The sequence below is a fragment of the Streptomyces zinciresistens K42 genome, assembly GCF_000225525.1.
GTDB lineage: Bacteria > Actinomycetota > Actinomycetes > Streptomycetales > Streptomycetaceae > Streptomyces > Streptomyces zinciresistens.
In genome coordinates this window covers 20,058-37,984 of sequence record NZ_AGBF01000055.1, presented here as the reverse complement: position 1 = coordinate 37,984, position 17,927 = coordinate 20,058, and the positions used below count along the sequence as shown (strand labels likewise).

Genomic DNA, 17,927 nt, shown 5'->3' with positions numbered 1-17,927 from the left:
GGGCGGGCACGACCTGCCAGCCGTTGACGATCCACACCAGCCGCCAGTACCGGTCCACCCGGGGGTCGTGCGCGGCGGCGAACTCCCGTGCCAGCCAGGCCCGGAACGCCGCGTCGGGGGTGCGGGACAGTCGCGCGGCGAAGCGGCGTACAAGGTCGTCCACGATCGGTGCGGCCCGGTCGCCGGCCGGGTCCATGTCCAGCTGCCGTGCCCGCGCGACCTCGCGGCGGGCGTGGTCCATCAGCTCCTCGCCCGCCTCGCGTTCGACGCCGGGTCCGGGCCCGGCCGCCTCGCGCAGGGCCGCTCGGCGCAAGCGGGCCCGGAAGTCCTCCTCGCCGACCAGCGCGGCGAGCTCCACCCAGGCGGCCACCTGCTCGTCGGTGGGATCGTCGGGGAGGTCCGGGGCGGCGGCCCGCGCCATCGCCGCGGCGGCGGTCCCGGCGGCGCCGGTGTCGGTGTCGGTGTCGGTGTCGGCGCCGAAGGCGCTGTCCAGGAAGCCGTCGACGAGCCGTCGGCGTTCCTCGCCGGACAGGCGGGTCAGGCGGTGCATGAGCAGGGTCTCCTCGGGGCTCGATCCGCGCCCGGCCACGGCGCGCAGCACGCTCCGGCGCAGTCGCAGCGCCCGGATCTGCACGTCGACCGCGTCGGCGTGCGCAGCGGCGACCCGCGCCAGCGACAGCTCGCGGTCCAGGACCCGGCGGATCGTGGGCAGGTCCAGGCCCCACTCGCGCAGGGTGCGTACCAGTTCCAGGCGCGGCAGTGCGCCGCGGTCGTAGCGCCGGTGGCCGGCGGGGCTCCGGGTGGCCGGCGTCACCACTCCCGAGTCGGAGTAGAACCGGATCGTCCGCACGGACAGTCCGGTCCGCCGGGACAGCTCCCCGATCGAGCAGAGGGTCGTGTCGTCCATGCGCCCACTGTGCCGCCTCCAGTGACTGGAGGTGCAAGGCCCTTGGCGCGCGGGGCGGCACGGCAGTCCGCAACCGGCCCCACACCAACCCGCCGCAGGGACCGACCGTCGGCAACGGCGCACGGGCGCGAGGGCCCCGCAGAACAACGGGCCGGCCATGCGGCCAGCCCCAGGCGGGCCGCCTGCACACCGCAGAAGGGCGCGGGCCGGACCCCGTCCCGGCCGGGTCGCGCGGGCCGGGTGCGCTCCCGGCCCGCGGGAGCGCACCCGGCGGCGGGTGCCCCGGCCGCCGCCTCACCGGGTGGCGGCGACCGCGCGTCCCCGGGGGCGGGGCACGGCCGCCGGCACCGTGCGTACCCTGACGGCATGCGCATGCGTCCCACGCTCCTCTGGAGCCCGGCCGAGGACTGGCCGCCGGGCACCACCGACCCGGAGCCGGTCGCCGAGGCGCTCGGCGGCGGCGGTGTCCTCGTGCTCAGCGGCGCGGGCCTGTCCACGGAATCGGGCATCCCCGACTACCGGGGCGAGGGCGGGAGTCTGAACCGGCACACGCCCATGACGTACCAGGAGTTCACGGCCAGCGCCCGCGCGCGGCGCCGGTACTGGGCGCGCAGCCAGCTCGGGCGGCGTACGTTCGGCCGGGCCCGCCCCAACGCCGGGCACCGGGCCGTGGCCGCGTTCGGACGCCGGGGACTGCTGACCGGGGTGATCACCCAGAACGTCGACGGACTGCACCGGGCCGCGGGCAGCGAGGGCGCCGTGGAACTCCACGGCAGCCTGGCGCGGGTCGTCTGTCTGGCCTGCGGCACCTTCAGCGCGCGTCGTGAGCTGGCCGAGCGCCTGGAGGAGGCCAATCCCGGGTTCGACCCGGTGGCCTCGGCCGTCAACCCGGACGGTGACGCCGATCTCAGCGACGCGCAGGTCGGGGACTTCCGCGTGGTGCCCTGCGCGCGCTGCGGGGGCGTCCTCAAACCCGACGTGGTGTTCTTCGGCGAGAACGTCCCCCCTGAGCGGGTGGCGCACTGCCGCGCGCTGGTCCGCGAGGCCGCCTCGCTGCTGGTCCTGGGCTCCTCGCTGACGGTGATGTCCGGCCTTCGGTTCGTCCGGCAGGCGGCGGAGGCGGGGAAGCCGGTGCTGATCATCAACCGGGACCCGACCCGCGGCGACCGCCACGCCGTCACCCGGGTCGCCCTTCCTCTGGGGGCGACCCTCACCGCCCTCGCGGAGCGCCTGGGCGTCCAGGTCGACTGACCCCCGCCCCTCACCTGACGAGACGTCAGATACCTTCTCCGCGCCCGCAGTTACCGCATCCCACCCCACCGGGATGCGAACTCCGCGCCGCGGCGACGACGTTCACCTGCGGCACGACCGGGGGGCGACCGCCGCGCACTCCAACCCCCCTCGCGAGCTGACAGCACGTCCGGCCCGCTCGACCCGGCCGCCGCTCGCGTGCCACTGTGCGGCGTTTCACATATCGCGATGAATATCCACGTTACCCAGGTCACTGCGCAAATGTCCTTTTGGGGTTCATTCTCGAAGCGGACGCAGAAATCCCGAAGTACAGCGCAGAGGCATCGACTTGGATGCGCCGTGCCGCAGTGGTCCAGGACACGGCGGTCGTGACGTCCGGCCTCGCTTCCCGCAGAAAGGTGCCCGACATGACCGCTTACCTGTGCCCGCCCGCCGTGATCCACGGCGAGCACGCCGTGAAGACCAGCGAGATCGTGGCGGAGGTGAGCGCACGCCACCCGCAGGCGGCGTGGGCGCCGCGGATCGGTTCCATCGCGGCCGGTACGGGCATCGAGAGCCGCGGCTGGATGCTGCCGCTGGAGAGCGCCGTCGCGCCCGGCCGGGGCGGCGCCCTGCGCGGCGCCGGCACCGGGCCGGCCCAACAGGCGCTCCTGCGCGAGGGGTTCAGCCAACAGGACGTGGACCGCGTGATCGCCTCCCTGGAGGCCCTGCCCACGGCGCAGACCGTCCAGGAGCGCACGGCACCGGCCTGGGAGGCCGTCCAGGCGTACGGGGAGCGGGCGGCGCGCGGGGCCCTGCAGGCCGCCGGGCTGGACGCCTCCGACGTCGACTGCCTGATCACCAGTCACTCCACCACGCCCGCGCTGCCCGGACTGGACGTGACGCTGGCCGACCGGCTGCCGCTGCGTGACGACGTGATGCTGCTGCCCGCCACGCAGTGGGCCTGCATCGCGGGCACCCGCTCCCTCGCGCTCGCGGCCGACCTCGTGGCCGCCGACCCCGACCGCGTGGTCCTGGTCGTCATATCGGAGGCGCTGAGCACGACCTACCAGAGCGCCGACGACACCCTGGAGTCCCTGATCGTCCGGCTGCTCTTCGCCGACACCGCGGTCGCCGCGGTGGTCACCGGCCGCCCGAGGCCCCAGGCGCTGCTGCGCCTGGACTCCGCCTGGCACCACACCCTGCCCGGCACCCGGGACCTGCACCGGCTGGAGACGCGGGCGGACGGCACCCACTTCGTGATGGACCGGCGCGGGCCGCGCGCGGTCCAGCAGACGGTGACGGCCATGTGGGACTGGCTGGCCGAGCGCTACCGGGAGGACCCGGGCTCCTGGCACCCCGACGTGCTCCTCGCCCACCCCGGCGGCACCCGGGTGCTGGAGTACATGGAGCAGACGATGCCCGACACCTGGCCGTCGGGGCTGCTGGACCACAGCCGCGCGAGCTACACCAGCGGCAACCGCGGGGGTGCCGCCGTCTTCGACATCCTGCGGCGGGCCCAAGACGCCGGGAGGCAGAAGCCGGGCGATCGCGCCGTCCTGTACGCGGCCGCCCCGGGCCTCACGGCCACCGCGCTCGAAGGCGAGTGGCTGTAGAACAGGCCGCGCCGTGCTCGCGGCGCGTCATTTCTCGACCTCCGCCCACACCACCTTGCCGGTGTCCGTCCAGCGCACCCCCCAGCGGGTGGTGAGCCGGTGCACGACGCTCATGCCGCGGCCGCCGTCGGCGAGGAGGTCGCCGCGCCGGAGCCGCGGCCTGCCGTTGCCGGTGTCGCCCACCTCGCACAGCAGGCCGTCGCCGGCCCTGATCAGCCGTACCGTGACGGGTCCCGCGGCGAACCGGACCGCGTTGGTGACCAGCTCGCTGACCAGCAGCAGCACGGTGTCGCGGGTGTCCTCCCGGATGCGCCACCGCCGCAGCAGGGCGTCCACCTGCCCCCGGGCGCGGGCGGGCGCGTCGTTGCGGGCGGGCAGCCGGAAGGTCGCCGTGTCCCCCTTGCGGTAGCCGATCATGCGCGCCAGCAGCAGGGTCACGTCGTCGCGCTGGCGCGCGGGGGCCAGCGCGGACACGACGTGCCGCGCGGCCCGCTGGAGGGCGTCCCAGGGATGCACACCGGCCACGGCCTGCGCCAGCCGCTCGATGCCCTCGTCGATGGGCAGCGCGGGGTCCTCCACCAGACCGTCGGTGTAGAGGGCGAGCAGGGAGCCCGGCGGCGCGAGGAAGGTGTGCACGTCGAACGGCTCCCGCAGCGCGAACTCGGCCCCCAGGCCGGGGTGGGGGCGCAGCGCCAGCAGGCTCGCCCGGCCGTCCGGGGTGACCAGGACCGGCGGGAGGTGCCCGGCGCTGGAGAGGGCGACCTGGTGGCTGACGGGGTCGTAGAGGGCGATGCAGCAGGTCGAGCCCAGGGCGCTGTACCCGGCCGCGAGACCGGACTCCGCATCGTCCAGCAGCGTCACCGTCTCGTCCAGGTGCTCCAGCACCTCGTCCGGCGCGAGGCCCGCGGAGAGCAGGGCGCGGGCCTCCATGCTCAGCTGGCCCATCGTGGCCGCGGCTCCCAGGCCGTGCCCGACGACGTCGCCGACCACCAGCGCGGTACGGCCGTCCGGCAGCGGGAAGCTGTTGACCCAGTCGCCGCCGACGCCCGCGCTGTCGGGGGTGGCCGGGTGGTAGACGCTGGCGATCTGGACGGTGTCGCCCCCGGTCCGCGGCAGGAGCCGCCGTTGCAGGGCCAGGACCTGGGTGTGCTCCCGCTGGTGCTGACGCGCCAGGTCGACGTGGTGGGCGGTCCTGGCCACCAGTTCCTGGAGGTCGAACAGCTCGCTGTCGCGGAACGGGCAGTCCGCGCGCCGCCAGACCTCCGCCACGCCGAGGACGACCGGCGGCGCGCCGTCCAGGACCAGGGGGATGCACGCCACGGCCGCCGACCGGTCGACGGGCACCAGGGCGCGCAGGGCGCGCGGGCTGTCGAGGACCCGCTCGATCGCGTCCCGGTCGGGCAGGACGACGGCCTGCGGGGCGTCGTCGCGCAGCACCACCTGCGCCAGCAGGCGGCTGGCGTCGGTGGGGAGGTCGTCGCCCGGGGTCGCGTAGCCCTCGGGCCAGGCCCGGTCCGGCACCAGGGCCGCCCGGCGCAGTCTGATCCGGCGTTTGGCCCGGCCGGTGACCCCCTCCCCCGTCCACACGGCGAAGTCGAGATCGACCGCCGCCACGTCTCCCCAGGCCAGCAGGGACTCCGCGAGCGACTGCGAGGTCTCGCCGACGTCCAGGGAGGTGCCGATGGCGGTCTCGGCGGCGTACAGGTGGAGCCGGGTGGCCATGGCGATCATGGAGACCGTCAGGCCCTCCTCGGGTGCCGCGGCGGGCAGGATGCTGAGCGAGACGACCAGCTCGGAGCCGTCGGCGCGGCGCAGCCGCTGGATCCGCGCGACGTGCGCCTCGCCGGTCTCCACCACCTGCCGCAGCCGCCGGGTGACCGTCGGTACGTCCCAGGGCGGCAGGAGTTCCACGAACGGCTTCCCGGGGTCGGCGCCCAGGCCGGCGAACACCTGGGCGTCGAGATTGCGCCGGGTGATCACCAGGTCGCGGCTGAGGTTCACGGCGCCGAGGATCTGCTCCTGGTGGCCGGAGCCGGGACTGTCGGGAACGGGGTGGGCCGTGCCGTGACCGCCCTGGGTGCCGGCGGGGCCGCCGGCCGCTTCATCGCTCGGGATGTAGCGGCCCAGGGCCCGGCTGACCAGGTCGAACGCCGAAGAGGACGAAGGGGACGGTGTGGAGCCCATGCGACTCCCTCAACAATCCGCGGCGCGGCACCGGGGCCGTACTCGGTCCGTGCGACAGGGCCCGAGTTCCCGCACCGCACACCTCATTGAATAACACCGTCGCCTTCTCCGCACACACCGGCGATACGCACCGGGGTGCGCGGGCCGGGGGCGCGGGCGCGTCACCGGCCGGCGGTGGGCCGTGCCGCGGCTCGGACCCCGGCGTCGCGGACCGGGCGGATCACCACCTCCTCCAGGTCGACGTCGCCGGGATGGCCCGCCGCGTACACGACGGCGTCCGCGAGGGCCGACGCGGGGAGCGCGAGCCTGTCGGCAGTCCCCCGGACCCACATCATGGTGCCGGGGCCGCCGCCCTGGATCAGTTCCGGCTCCGTGGAGGAGGGGCTGACCACGGCCGCCCGGACCTAGGCGTTCTCCTTGCGCACGCCCTTCGCGATCGCCCGCACCGCGTACTGGGCGGCGCCGCGGACGGCGGCTGTGGGCACCACCCCGTGGCCCAGGGTGGAGGCGACGGTGACGAGGTGACCGGCCCCGGGCCTTCGTCAGGGGCAGCGCCGCCGCGACGCCGTGCAGGGCGCCGCGCACCTTGACGTCGATCATCCGGTCCCGGTCCTCCGTACACTCCGTGACCAGCGGTGGCAGAGGCATGACACCGGTGTGGTGCACGAGGACGTCGCCCCGTGCTCGCGGGCGTCCGGCGGCCCCGGCCCTCGGACGGCCACGCCCCGGACGCTCCCGTGACCGGCCGGGCGGCCCCCGAACCGGAACGTTGAGGACCGTCCTTTGGTCCGGCAGCACGCGGTACGGCCCCGTCGCGCGCCGCGAGGGCGGGCGGCGGGGCCGCGGGCCGGCGGAAAGGGAACCACGCGGTATCAGGCGGAACCAGCCGGGGCCGGACGGGTCAGGAGGTCAGCCGGAAGGTCTGCGCCGCGGACCCGGAGCAGGTCTGCTGGGACAGCTTGGCGCCGTCGGCCGTGGAGGAACCGTCCACCGCCAGGCACTTGTTGCTGTGCCGCGCCACGAAGCGGTACTGCCCGGAGGCGACGGACTCGGCACGCCACTGCTGGTTGGTGCCGCCGACGTAGTCCCACAGATGCACCTTGGTGCCGTCCGCGGTCGCGCCCGAACCGCCGTCCACGTCCCAGGACTTGTTGTTGAACTGGTTGACGACCTGGTAGTAGCCGTCACCGGTGGAGCGGAACTGCCACTTCTCGTTGGCGCCGTCGCCGCACGTCCACTGCTGGAGCAGGGTGCCGTTGGCGGTGCCCCAGTCGGTGGCGTCGAGGCAGGCACCGCTGCTGGTGTTCGCCACCCGGTACCAGGCGCCGGTGTCGATCGGGCCGGCCGGCTCACCGCCGCCGGACGGGTTCCAGACGAAGGTGGCGACCGCGCCGGCGGGCAGGGTGTAGGCGAGGGAGCGGCCGTTGTCGGTGAGCGAGAACCGCTGGGTGCCGCCCGTGTTCACCACATAGGCGACGCGGGTGCCGTCGGGGTTCTGGAACGCCACGTTCTGGATGCCGCCGGCGCCCTGGCTGGTCGAGCCGATCCGGGTCGCGCCCACCTTGACGAACTTGCTGATGTGGCCGAGCGAGTAGTACTCGGCACCGCGGTTGACGTTGCCGCCCGCGATCTCCACGACGCCGTTGCAGCGGGTGCCGCACAGGCCCTGGTGCGGGCCGCCGTTCTGGTCGAGGGCCAGGTTCCAGGTCACCACGGTCTCGCCGCCGTTGCGCATGTTCTGCACGACGAGGTTCTCGGCCTGCCAACGCAGGCTGTCGCGGAAGGTGTTGGCGGTGTTGTCGCTGTCGGTGCCGGAGCACTCGGTGAAGAAGACCCGCTTGCCGGTGCTGTAGACCTGCTGCTGGGCTGAGGGGTTGCCGCCGTAGCAGTGGAAGGCGGCGCCGATGACCCGGTTGATGCCGCTGGTGCGGGAGAACACCTCCAGCGGGTAGCCGGGGTTGTTCCAGTTGTGGTCGAAGGCGAGGATGTTGGTCGGCAGCCCGGCGGCGGCGAGCCGCTGGTCGAGTATCCGGACGAAGTCGGCCTGCTGGGCCGGGGTCATCGCCATCGAGGGGTAACTGGTCGGGTTCTCGGGCTCGTTCTGCACCGTGAGGTCGGAGAGGTTGATCCCCTCCTGGCCGTACGCCTTGATCGCCTTGACCAGGTAGTCGGCGAAGTCCCCGTAGTTCTCGGTCCGCAGGCTCCCGCCGTTGAGCGAGTTGCCGGTCTTCATCCAGGCGGGCGGGGACCAGGGGGTGCCCATGAAGCGGATGGCCGGGTTGACGCCCAGGGCCTGCTTGACGACGGGGATGATCTCCCGCTTGTCACGCTCGATGGTGAACCGGCCGCGGGTGTCCTCGTAGGAGTACGGGTCGTTGGAGGCGTCGAAGTCGGTGCTGGCCAGCGGCTGGCGCAGATAGCTCAGGCCGATGCCGTCGCCCGCGGTGGAGAACAGCGAGCGCATCAGCTCGGCGCGCCGGTCCGCGGGCAGCTGCTGGATGAGACGCGCGGAGGCGCCGGTGACCGAGGCGCCGGCGCCGGTGTAGCGCTGGCCGCGCTGGTTGCCGTCGATCCGCAGGTCCACGCCCTGGGGTGTGCCGGCGAAGGCGAGGGTGCCGTCGGAGCTGAGCTTGCGGGCGCCGTCCCCCGTGGTCACCCAGACCTGGGCGACGGGGTCGGCCGCCCGCGCGGGGCCGCCGCTCAGGAAGCCGAGCCCCGTGGCGGCGAGGGCCAGGGCCAGGGCAGCGGCGGCCCCTGCCCGTGGCGAGCGGTTTCTCCAGAGAAGTGACACGGGTGCGGCTCTCCTTCGGTCGGTGGCGCGTGGGGGATGCACCGGCCCTCTCGCCGCGTGTCAGGGGAGGCGGGGAGGCGGCCGGGTTCGAAGGGGTGGTGCACTCATGCCGCCCGGCCGTCCGTGCGGCGGGGCGGTTGAACGGCGCCATGAAAGCACACCTACTAAACACTTAGTAAGTGGTTTGCATCACATCGAAGGAGAGAGCGACAAGATCATTCGTGTCCGCGGCGGGACGCGTAGGGTGGGCCGGGTGACTGACCAGTCGGTAGGCGGAACCGCACGGCGTGCCCGCGACAGGCCCCGCGTCCCGCGCAGCCCGCAGGCCCGGCGCAGACAGCAGGACATCCTGCACATCGCGATGGACACCTTCGCGGCACGCGGCTACAACAACGCCTCCCTGGCCGAGATCGCCGACCGCGCGGGGCTGACCCAGGCCGGCGTGCTGCACTACTTCCGCTCCAAGTCGCTCCTGCTGACCAGCGTGCTGGAACTGCGCGACGACACCGACATCGAACAGCTCGGCACCGAGCGACCGCGCGGACTGCGGTTCCTGCGCCACCTCGTGGACACCGCGGGCCGCAACGCCGAACGCGAGGGCATCGTCCGTCTGTACGCCGTGCTCTCCGCCGAGTCCGTCACCGACAACCACCCCGCGCAGGAGTACTTCCGCGACCGCTACGCCGGGCTGCGCGCCTTCGTCGCCGACGCGCTCACCGAGACCTGCGGGCTGGGCCCCGGGGAAGCGGAGTCGGCCCGCGCGCGGCACGCCGCCAACGCGGTCATCGCCGTCATGGACGGCCTCCAGGTGCAGTGGCTCCTCGACCCGGGCGCGGTCGACATGGCGGCCGCCACGGAACTGGTCATCGACTCGATCCTCGCGAGCCTGACGCCGCCGGGGTGAGGACGGAGCGCCGCCCGCCCGCGGGCCCGCCGCCCACCAGCCGAGTGCCGCGGTCCAGGGCGCGGGTGTCCGCCCGGTGAGCCGCCGGTCGGGTGGCACGCGTCCCCGCCGCGGCGTTGCTCGGTGCGGGGCCGCACCCGGCTCTGCATCGTCGGGCCGGACATCGCCCCGCGCGTGGCCGCGGCGGGCGACCGGCGACGCGTGACGGCTCCCGTCCGCGGAACCGGTTCGGAACAACCGTGCGCGCGCCGAGGTTGCAGCCGTGGTCACGAGCCTCGACCGGAAGGCCAGTCATGAAGATCGGCATCATCGGAGCCGGCAACATCGGCGGCAACCTCACCCGCCGCCTCACCGCGCTCGGCCACGACGTCTCCGTGGCCAACTCACGTGGCCCGCAGACCCTCACGGACCTGGCCGGGGAGACCGGCGCCACCCCGGTCCGCGCCGAGGACGCGGCGCGCGGCGCCGAGATCGTCGTCGTCACCGTCCCCCTGAAGGCCGTACCGGACCTGCCGTCCGGGCTGCTCGACGGCGCGGCCGAGGGCGTCGCGGTCATCGACACCGGCAACTACTATCCCCGCCGGGACGGGAGGATCGGCGCGATCGAGGACGAGGGCCTGACCGAGAGCCGCTGGACGGAGCGTCAGATCGGGCACGCCGTCATCAAGGCGTTCAACGGCACCTACGCGCTGGACATCCTGGACCGGGCCCGTCCGCAGGGCGCTTCCGACCGGATGGCGCTGCCCGTGGCGGGGGACGACGAGGCGGCGAAGCGCCGGGTGCGGGACCTGATCGAGGAGATCGGTTTCGACACCGTCGACGCGGGCGGAGTCGACGACTCCTGGCGCCAGCAGCCCGGCACCCCGGTGTACGGACTGCGCGCCGGCGCGGCCGGGGTGGCCGAGGCGCTCGCGGACGCGTCACCGCAAAGGGGGGCGGAGTTCCGCGCCTGAACCGGCCGCCGGCGGGCGAGCCGGAGACCGCGCTCCGTCACGTCCGGTCCGAGGGCGAGGGGTGACCGCCCTCTTCCGGGGCGGGCCGGCCCGCGCCCGACGGCGGGCGCGGGTGAACCCCCGGGCCCGGCCCCTGCCGCCCTCCCCGGTGCCGGAACCGTTTCGCCGAGTGCCGTGTCCTCGTACCCGGGAGGTGGTTCCACGGCGCGGAGCCACCGTCGAGGGGAGCCACGGGGCAGATGCGCGAGGGGGCGGGGTCCAGGAGCGTCGGGCACCCTTCCGCGACAGGGGCCTGCCGTACCGGCTGGACGCCGCGGCCGAGCGCACGACGTGCACCGGCTGATCCCCCGCGCAAGTCCCACGCACCCGGGAAGAGAGGGCGGCACAGCATGAAGAGGTCGGCACGCAGGACCCTGGCAGGCGTCGGCGCGCTCGTGGTGGGCCTCGCCCTCACCTCGTGCACCGACTCCAGCCAGGACAAGGAGAACAAGGCCAAGCAGGCGAACTACGACCGTCTGGTCGCCCGGCAGCCCGCGGGCCGCATGGCGTACTCGCCGACGCGGGAGGCGATCAACCAGTGGGTGCGGACGTGGGGGAAGCGCGGCAAGCTCTCGTACGTCTACATCCAGAACGCCAGGGGTGAGTACGGGTACTTCGTGATGAAGGGCCTGCCGGTGCCGCGCTGCAAGATGCTCACGCCCACGGAGAAGGTGGAATCCTCCGACAACGGGGTCGCCGTGCTCGCCCAGCCCGGCATGGACGGGACGTATTCGTCCGGTTCCACCTGCAACGCCTACTACGGTTTCGACGCGACGACGGGCGCGTACATGGAGTTCACGGTCGGCACGAACCAGTCGTTCTTCCTGTTCGACAAGCCGATGACGATGCCGGAGTACGCCGGCGCCAGGCAGTTGGGGCCGACGTCGGTGAAGGACGCCGGAAAGCGGCCGTAGGCACCGGGAGCGGGCGGCGCTCCGTCGTCACGGACCGGGCGCGGCGGGCGGCGCCGTGCCCGGCACGCCCGGCCCGGCGCCCGCCCGCCTTCCCGCCCGGCGGCTAGCCGCGCCTCCCCGACGACTCGCGCACGACGAGTTCCGTCGGCAGCATCAACTGCTGCCGCTGCCCGCCCGGTTCGGTCATGTTGGCGAGGATGCGGACCATCGCGCCGCCCAGTTCCTCCACCGGCTGGCGCACGGTGGTCAGGGGCGGGTTGGTCCAGCGGGCGTGCGGGGAGTCCTCGAAGCCGACGACCGCGACGTCGCCGGGCACCTCCCGGCCCCGGCGGCGCAGTTCCTCCAGCGCGCCGATCGCCATGAGGTCGGAGGCGGCGAACACCGCGTCCAGGTCCGGGACACGTTCAAGAAGCGAACGCATGGCGTCGCGGCCGCTCTCCCAGCTGAAGTCGCCCGCCTCCACCAGGGTTTCGCGTACGGGCACGCCCGCCTCCCGGTGGGCCGTCCGCCAGCCCTGGAGACGGCTGCGGCCGACGTCCATGTCCAGCGGTCCGGTGATGGTGGCCACCTTCGTGCGGCCGAGGCCCAGCAGATGGCGGACCGCGTCGGCGGCTCCCCCGGCGTTGTCGGCGTGCACGTAGCTCAGCGGCTCGTCCGCGTCGCGGCGGCCTGCCAGCACCGTGGGCAGCCCCATCTCCTCCAGCATCGCGGGCAGCGGGTCGTCACAGTGCACGGACACCAGCAGGACCCCGTCCACCCGGCGCTCCGCGACCGACTCGGTCAGCTGCTCGCGCTCGGCCTGGTCGCGGACGAGCATCAGCTGGAGCTGGGTGCGGCGGTCGGCGAGCGCCTGGCTGACGCCCCTGATCAGCGCGGCGAAGAAGGGCTCCGAGCCGAGCCGGCTCGCCGACTCCGGGATGACCAGGGCGACGGCGTCGGTGCGGCTGGTGACGAGGCCGCGGGCGACCGAGTTGGGGACGTAGTTGAGTTCCCTGATCGCGGCCAGGACCCGGGACCGGGCGTCGGCGCTGACCAGATGCGAGCCGTTCACGACCCGGGACACCGTCGTCCGGCCGACGCCGGCACGGGCGGCGACCGTCTTGATCGTCGGACGGCGGTTTCCAGCCATGCGCTCCCCTCCCTCAAGCCGCGGCAGCGTGCACCGCGTGGATGACCAGCGCCAATTCTGGCAGACACCGAGATCGGCCACGCGGCGCGTCCGCCACGAAGGACGCACACGCGGACCCGGCTCCCGGCGCGGATCGCGTTCAAGTCATTGACAGACGGGTCCGCTTGCGGTGAGTCTGCTCCCCATCGATGGGAACGTTCCCACCCTCAAGTGGGTACGTTCCCACCACTCACCGAAGCCGCTGCGGTCACCGCGTTCGTGTCCGCCCGACACGTCTGCGCCGGCCGTTGGGAGGAGATTCATGAGCAGTCTCGGAACGACGCTCGGGAAGAGGCCGGCGGCGGCAGCCGCGGCCGTGGCCGCGCTGGCGCTCGTCGCCGGTTGCGGCGGCGGTGGCGACTCGGTCACCGGCGGCAGCAAGAAGGACGGCGAGGTCGTCATCACCATGGGCATGTACGGGGTGATGGGCTACAAGGAGTCGGGCCTGCTGGAGCGGTACGAGAAGGAGAACCCCGGCGTCACGATCAAGGCCGAGATAGCCGGTGACGAGCAGACGTACTACACGGCGCTCCAGACCCGGCTGGCCGCGGGCAACGGCCTGAAGGACATCCAGGGCATCGAGATCGGCCGGGCCAAGGAGGTCACCGAGACCCAGGCCGCGAAGTTCGCGGACTTCTCGGGCGTGAAGGGCACCGACCACTTCCTGCCCTGGAAGCAGTCCCAGATCACCGCCGGGGACGGCAAGGTCCTCGGACTCGGCACCGACAGCGGCCCGATGGCCGTCTGCTACCGCAAGGACTACTTCCGGCAGGCGGGGCTGCCCACGGACCGGGAGGCGGTGGGCAGGCTCTGGGCGGGCGACTGGAAGAAGTACGTCGAGGTCGGGCGCACCTTCAAGAAGGACTTCAAGGGCGGCAAGGTCGCCTACATGGACTCCGCGAGCGGCCTGTTCAACGCCATGGTCTACGGCTACCCCCAGCAGTACTACGACGAGAACGGCGGCCTGATCTACGCGAAGAACCCGGTCGTGAAGGACGCGTGGAACCTCGCCGCCGACTCCGCCGACGGCGGGCTGAGCGCCAGGCTCCGCCAGTTCCAGCCGGGCTGGGACCCGGGCCTGGCCAACGGCACCTTCGCGACCGCGGTCTGCCCGGCGTGGATGCTGAGCCACATCAGCCAGAAGGCGGGCCCGAAGAACGCCGGGAAGTGGGACGTGGCCAGCGCCCCCAAGGGCGCCAACTGGGGCGGCTCCTTCCTCGGCGTGGTGGAGAAGAGCCCGGTCAAGGAGGAGGCGAAGAAGCTCGTGGCGTGGCTGACGGCGCCGGAGCAGCAGGCGTACATCTTCAAGAAGCTGGGCAACTTCCCCTCCTCGCGCGCCGCGTTGGGAACCGACGAGGTCAAGAACCTCACCTCCCGGTACTTCAGTGGCGCGCCGATCGGCCGGATCTTCGGCATGGCCGCGCAGGAGATCCCGGACAAGCAGGTCCTCGGCCGCAAGGACGGCACGATCAAGGACACCTTCTCCCAGGGCCTGACGCTGGTCGAGCAGGGCACCGCGCGGGACAAGGCGTGGCAGACCACCTCGAAGCGCATCGAGAAGGCGGTCGGCTGACCTGGTGCCGCGGCGGGCCACGTTCGCCCCGTCCCCCGACGGGCGAACCCCGCCCTCCGCGGCACTGGCCGGCCCCCGTCCCGGGCGCGTCCGCCGAGCGCGGGCGTGCCCGGGGCCCGGCTCACCATCCGCTGTCAGGAAGGAAATCCGGTGGTCACCTCCACCACGAACGCCTTGGCCGGCGAGGAGCGGGCGGGCCCGTCCCCCGCGACGGGCGGCGGCCCGGTGCGCCGGCGCGGTGCGCTGCTGCACCGGCTCGACCTCAAGGGCGCGCCGTACGCGTTCGTCGCGCCGTTCTTCGTCGTCTTCGCGGCGTTCAGCTTCTACCCCCTCGTCTACACGGCGTGGATCTCCCTGAACAGGGTGGAGCTCGCCACCCTCGACGTCATGGAGTGGGTCGCGTGGGACAACTACGTGGCCCTCGTGAACGACTCGCGGTTCTGGAACGCGCTGCAGAACACGTTCACCATCGGCGTCATCTCCACGGTGCCTCAACTGCTGATGGCGCTCGGACTGGCGCATCTGCTCAACTACCGGATGCGCGCCTCGCTGTTCTTCCGCGTGGCGTCCCTGGTCCCGTACGCCACCTCCGTGGGCGCGGCCGCCCTGGTCTTCACGATGCTCTACGAACGCGACTTCGGCATGATCAACTGGATGCTGGGCGCGGTCGGCGTCGGCCCGCTGGACTGGGAGGCGGGCAGGTGGAGCGCCCAGACGGCGATCTCGACCATCGTGATCTGGCGCTGGACCGGCTACAACGCGCTGCTGTACCTGGCCGCCATGCAGGCGATCCCGGCCGAGCGCTACGAGGCGGCCTCCCTGGACGGGGCCTCGCGCTGGAAGCAGTTCACCCAGGTCACCGTGCCCGGGATCCGCTCCACGATCGTGTTCACCATCGTGCTCTCCACGATCGGCGCGACCCAGCTGTTCGGCGAGCCGCTGATCTTCGGCCAGGGCCCCAACGGCGTCACCGGCGGCGCGGACAACCAGTACCAGACGCTCGGACTGCTGCTGTACGAGGAGGGCTGGAAGAACTACCAGATGGGCCGTGCGGCGACCGTCGCCTGGGCGATGTTCCTGCTGCTCGTCGTCGTCTTCGCGGCGCAGCGCCTGCTCCGCCGTCTGCGTCCCCGAACGTCCTGATCCGGAGCCCCCATGACCGTCAACAGTCTTCCGGTCCGCGCCGACCTCCCGGTCCGGGCGGACGCCGGGATCCCCCGACGACGCCGCGGCCGGCGGCTCCTGCGCCCGGGTGCGGGCCGCCAGCACCACGCGGGTCCGCTCGCCTACGTCCTGCTCGCCGTCATGGCGATCGTGTCCGTCTTCCCGCTCTACTGGACGATGGTGGCGGCGTCCACCGACAACACCCGGGTCAGCCAGACCCCGCCGCCGTTCCTGCCCGGCCCCAACCTGTTCCGCAACCTCGCCCGCGCGTGGGACGAGGCGGCCATGGGCAAGGCCATGCTCAACAGCCTGATCGTGGCGGGGGTGATCGCCCTGTCCACGGTGCTGTTCGCGACCCTCGCGGGCTTCGCGTTCGCCAAACTGCGGTTCCGGGGGCGCAACGCCCTGCTCATGCTGGTGATCGGCACCATGATGGTGCCGCCCCAACTCGGCGTCGTACCGCTGTTCATCATGATGTCCGACCTCGGGCTGACGCAGGAGCTGCCCGCCGTCATCTTCCCCACGCTGGTCAGCGCGGTCGGGGTGTTCTTCATGCGGCAGTACCTCTCGGAGGCGCTGCCGGACGAGCTCGTCGAGGCCGCGCGCGTGGACGGGGCGCACTCGCTGCGCATCTTCTGGAGCGTCGTCCTCCCCGTGGCGCGGCCCGCGATGGCGGTGCTGTTCATGATCACGTTCGTGCACGCGTGGAACGACTTCTTCTGGCCGTTCGTGGTCCTCGACATGACCAATCCGACCGTGCCCGTCGCCCTCACCCAGCTCAGTGCCGGGTACGTCCGCGACCAGTCGCTGATCATGGCGGGCGCGCTGCTCGGCACACTCCCCCTGCTGGCGATGTTCGTCGTCTTCGGACGGCAGATCGTCAGCGGCATCATGGCCGGCGCCGTCAAGGGCTGAGCCCGTACACCGGCCCGGCCGAGGACCGCCGGGCCCCGCACCATCCGTGTCAGCCCTTCGCGCGACCCGCGATCGGCTCGACTTCCGAAAGGACTCACGTGGTCATCGCTGCACAGCAGGGCGAGCCCGGCCAGGACGGCGCCCGCACCTTCCCCGAGGGCTTCCTCTGGGGTTCCGCGACCGCCTCGTACCAGATCGAGGGGGCGGCGGCCGAGGACGGCCGCACCCCGTCGATCTGGGACACCTACGCGAGGACGCCGGGGCGGGTCCGCAACGGCGACACCGGCGACGTCGCCACCGACCACTACCACCGCTGGCGCGAGGACGTCGCCCTGATGGCCGAACTCGGCCTGGGCGCGTACCGGTTCTCCCTCGCCTGGCCGCGCATCCAGCCCACCGGGCGCGGGCCCGCGGTGCAGAAGGGCCTCGACTTCTACCGGCGTCTGGTCGACGACCTCCTGGCGAAGGGCATCAGGCCGGTCGCCACGCTCTACCACTGGGACCTGCCGCAGGAGTCGGAGGACGCCGGGGGGTGGCCCGAGCGGGTCACGGCCGAGCGGTTCGCCGAGTACGCGGCCCTGGCGGCCGACGCGCTCGGCGACCGCGTGACGACCTGGACGACCCTCAACGAGCCCTGGTGCAGCGCTTTTCTGGGGTACGGCTCCGGGGTCCACGCCCCCGGCCGGACCGATCCGGTCGCGGCCCTGCGCGCCGCGCACCATCTCAACCTGGCGCACGGCATGGCCGTCGAGGCGCTGCGCGACCGGCTGCCCTCGGCAGGGCAGTGCTCGGTCACCCTCAACATCCACCAGGTGCGGGCCCTGACCGGCGCCCCGGGGGACGCCGACGCGGTCCGCCGGATCGACGCGCTGGCCAACCGGGTGTTCACCGGCCCGATGCTGCGGGGCGAGTACCCGGAGGACCTGCTGAAGGACACCGCCGGCCTGACCGACTGGGCGTTCGTGCGCGACGGCGATCTGCGGCGGATCCACCAGCCGCTGGACTTCCTCGGCGTCAACTACTACACGCCCACCCTCGTCTCCGAGGCGGGCGGCGCGGGCAGCCACACCTCCGACGGCCACGGCGACAGCGCGCACAGTCCGTGGCCCGCGGCGGAGAGGGTCGCCTTCCACCAGCCGCCGGGCGACACCACGGCGATGGGCTGGGCCGTCGATCCGACGGGCCTGTACGACCTGCTGCGCCGGCTCGCGGACGACTTCCCCCGCCTGCCGCTGGTCGTCACGGAGAACGGCGCGGCGTTCGACGACTACGCCGGTCCCGACGGCCGGGTGGAGGACCCGGGGCGCATCGCCTACCTGCGCGGCCACCTCGCCGCGGTCCACCGGGCGATCGCCGACGGCGCCGACGTGCGCGGCTACTTCCTGTGGTCGCTGCTCGACAACTTCGAGTGGGCGCACGGCTACAGCAAGCGCTTCGGAACGGTCTACGTCGACTACCCGACGGGCACCCGCACCCCGAAGGCGAGTGCCCGCTGGTACGCGGAGGTGGCCCGCAGCGGCGTCCTGCCCGCCTGACGGGGTCCGGGACGTCACCGGCACACGGGACCGC

Annotated in this window: 14 protein-coding genes; 9 read left to right on the top strand and 5 right to left on the bottom strand. The window is 73.2% G+C overall.

What is annotated here, in order from left to right:
- Window positions 1–907, bottom strand: a 907-nt coding sequence (locus tag SZN_RS17595; protein WP_007496831.1) for a MerR family transcriptional regulator, incomplete at its 3' end; no start/stop codon positions are given.
- A 366-nt stretch (window positions 908–1,273) separates the two neighbouring features.
- Between SZN_RS17595 and SZN_RS17590 the strand changes: the two genes are divergently transcribed.
- Both SZN_RS17590 and SZN_RS17585 read left to right on the top strand, forming a co-directional pair.
- The gene (locus tag SZN_RS17590; RefSeq protein ID WP_007496829.1) at window positions 1,274–2,158 is read left to right on the top strand and encodes an NAD-dependent protein deacetylase; all 885 of its coding nucleotides are present in this window, start codon (window positions 1,274–1,276) and stop codon (window positions 2,156–2,158) included.
- A 407-nt stretch (window positions 2,159–2,565) separates the two neighbouring features.
- Window positions 2,566–3,753, top strand: a complete 1,188-nt coding sequence (locus SZN_RS17585; protein WP_050815083.1) for a beta-ketoacyl-[acyl-carrier-protein] synthase family protein — start codon at window positions 2,566–2,568, stop codon at window positions 3,751–3,753.
- A 27-nt stretch (window positions 3,754–3,780) separates the two neighbouring features.
- Here SZN_RS17585 and SZN_RS17580 read toward each other — a convergent pair whose 3' ends face one another.
- From SZN_RS17580 to SZN_RS17570, 3 genes are all read right to left on the bottom strand, one after another.
- Window positions 3,781–5,937, bottom strand: coding sequence for a SpoIIE family protein phosphatase (locus SZN_RS17580; RefSeq protein WP_007496825.1), 2,157 nt, complete (start codon window positions 5,935–5,937; stop codon window positions 3,781–3,783).
- A 161-nt stretch (window positions 5,938–6,098) separates the two neighbouring features.
- Window positions 6,099–6,329 (bottom strand): SDR family oxidoreductase, encoded by a 231-nt coding sequence (locus SZN_RS41455; protein WP_007496824.1) that lies wholly within the window; start codon window positions 6,327–6,329, stop codon window positions 6,099–6,101.
- A 509-nt stretch (window positions 6,330–6,838) separates the two neighbouring features.
- A complete protein-coding gene (locus tag SZN_RS17570; RefSeq protein WP_007496822.1) occupies window positions 6,839–8,728 on the bottom strand; it encodes an RICIN domain-containing protein in 1,890 nt (629 codons plus the stop codon).
- Window positions 8,729–8,981: 253 nt separating this feature from the next.
- On the opposite strand from SZN_RS17570, the gene SZN_RS17565 reads away from it, so the two are divergent.
- From SZN_RS17565 to SZN_RS17555, 3 genes are all read left to right on the top strand, one after another.
- A complete protein-coding gene (locus tag SZN_RS17565; protein ID WP_279627027.1) occupies window positions 8,982–9,632 on the top strand; it encodes a TetR/AcrR family transcriptional regulator in 651 nt (216 codons plus the stop codon).
- A 293-nt stretch (window positions 9,633–9,925) separates the two neighbouring features.
- The gene (locus tag SZN_RS17560) at window positions 9,926–10,585 is read left to right on the top strand and encodes an NADPH-dependent F420 reductase (RefSeq protein ID WP_007496819.1); all 660 of its coding nucleotides are present in this window, start codon (window positions 9,926–9,928) and stop codon (window positions 10,583–10,585) included.
- 389 nt (window positions 10,586–10,974) lie between these two features.
- Window positions 10,975–11,538 (top strand): hypothetical protein, encoded by a 564-nt coding sequence (locus tag SZN_RS17555; RefSeq protein ID WP_007496817.1) that lies wholly within the window; start codon window positions 10,975–10,977, stop codon window positions 11,536–11,538.
- A gap of 103 nt (window positions 11,539–11,641) precedes the next feature.
- On the opposite strand, the gene SZN_RS17550 is transcribed toward SZN_RS17555, so the two are convergent.
- Window positions 11,642–12,667, bottom strand: coding sequence for a LacI family DNA-binding transcriptional regulator (locus SZN_RS17550; protein WP_007496815.1), 1,026 nt, complete (start codon window positions 12,665–12,667; stop codon window positions 11,642–11,644).
- A gap of 301 nt (window positions 12,668–12,968) precedes the next feature.
- On the opposite strand from SZN_RS17550, the gene SZN_RS17545 reads away from it, so the two are divergent.
- The 4 genes from SZN_RS17545 to SZN_RS17530 all read left to right on the top strand — a co-directional run bounded on the left by SZN_RS17545 (window position 12,969) and on the right by SZN_RS17530 (window position 17,893).
- Window positions 12,969–14,279, top strand: a complete 1,311-nt coding sequence (locus SZN_RS17545) for an ABC transporter substrate-binding protein (protein WP_007496813.1) — start codon at window positions 12,969–12,971, stop codon at window positions 14,277–14,279.
- 150 nt (window positions 14,280–14,429) lie between these two features.
- Entirely contained in the window at window positions 14,430–15,422 is a 993-nt protein-coding gene (locus tag SZN_RS17540) for a carbohydrate ABC transporter permease (protein ID WP_007496811.1), read from the top strand.
- Between the two features lie 12 nt (window positions 15,423–15,434).
- Entirely contained in the window at window positions 15,435–16,358 is a 924-nt protein-coding gene (locus SZN_RS17535) for a carbohydrate ABC transporter permease (protein ID WP_007496809.1), read from the top strand.
- A gap of 98 nt (window positions 16,359–16,456) precedes the next feature.
- A complete protein-coding gene (locus SZN_RS17530) occupies window positions 16,457–17,893 on the top strand; it encodes a GH1 family beta-glucosidase (RefSeq protein ID WP_007496807.1) in 1,437 nt (478 codons plus the stop codon).
- The last annotated feature ends 34 nt before the right edge of the window (window positions 17,894–17,927 follow it).

Excerpts from the sequence above, each read along its gene's own strand:
- SZN_RS17590 (WP_007496829.1), top strand. The coding sequence starts at position 1,274 with ATGCGCATGCGTCCCACGCTCCTCTGGAGCCCGGCCGAGGACTGGCCG.
- SZN_RS17585 (WP_050815083.1), top strand. The coding sequence starts at position 2,566 with ATGACCGCTTACCTGTGCCCGCCCGCCGTGATCCACGGCGAGCACGCC.
- SZN_RS17580 (WP_007496825.1), bottom strand. The coding sequence starts at position 5,937 with ATGGGCTCCACACCGTCCCCTTCGTCCTCTTCGGCGTTCGACCTGGTC.
- SZN_RS17560 (WP_007496819.1), top strand. The coding sequence starts at position 9,926 with ATGAAGATCGGCATCATCGGAGCCGGCAACATCGGCGGCAACCTCACC.
- SZN_RS17555 (WP_007496817.1), top strand. The coding sequence starts at position 10,975 with ATGAAGAGGTCGGCACGCAGGACCCTGGCAGGCGTCGGCGCGCTCGTG.
- SZN_RS17550 (WP_007496815.1), bottom strand. The coding sequence starts at position 12,667 with ATGGCTGGAAACCGCCGTCCGACGATCAAGACGGTCGCCGCCCGTGCC.
- SZN_RS17545 (WP_007496813.1), top strand. The coding sequence starts at position 12,969 with ATGAGCAGTCTCGGAACGACGCTCGGGAAGAGGCCGGCGGCGGCAGCC.
- SZN_RS17535 (WP_007496809.1), top strand. The coding sequence starts at position 15,435 with ATGACCGTCAACAGTCTTCCGGTCCGCGCCGACCTCCCGGTCCGGGCG.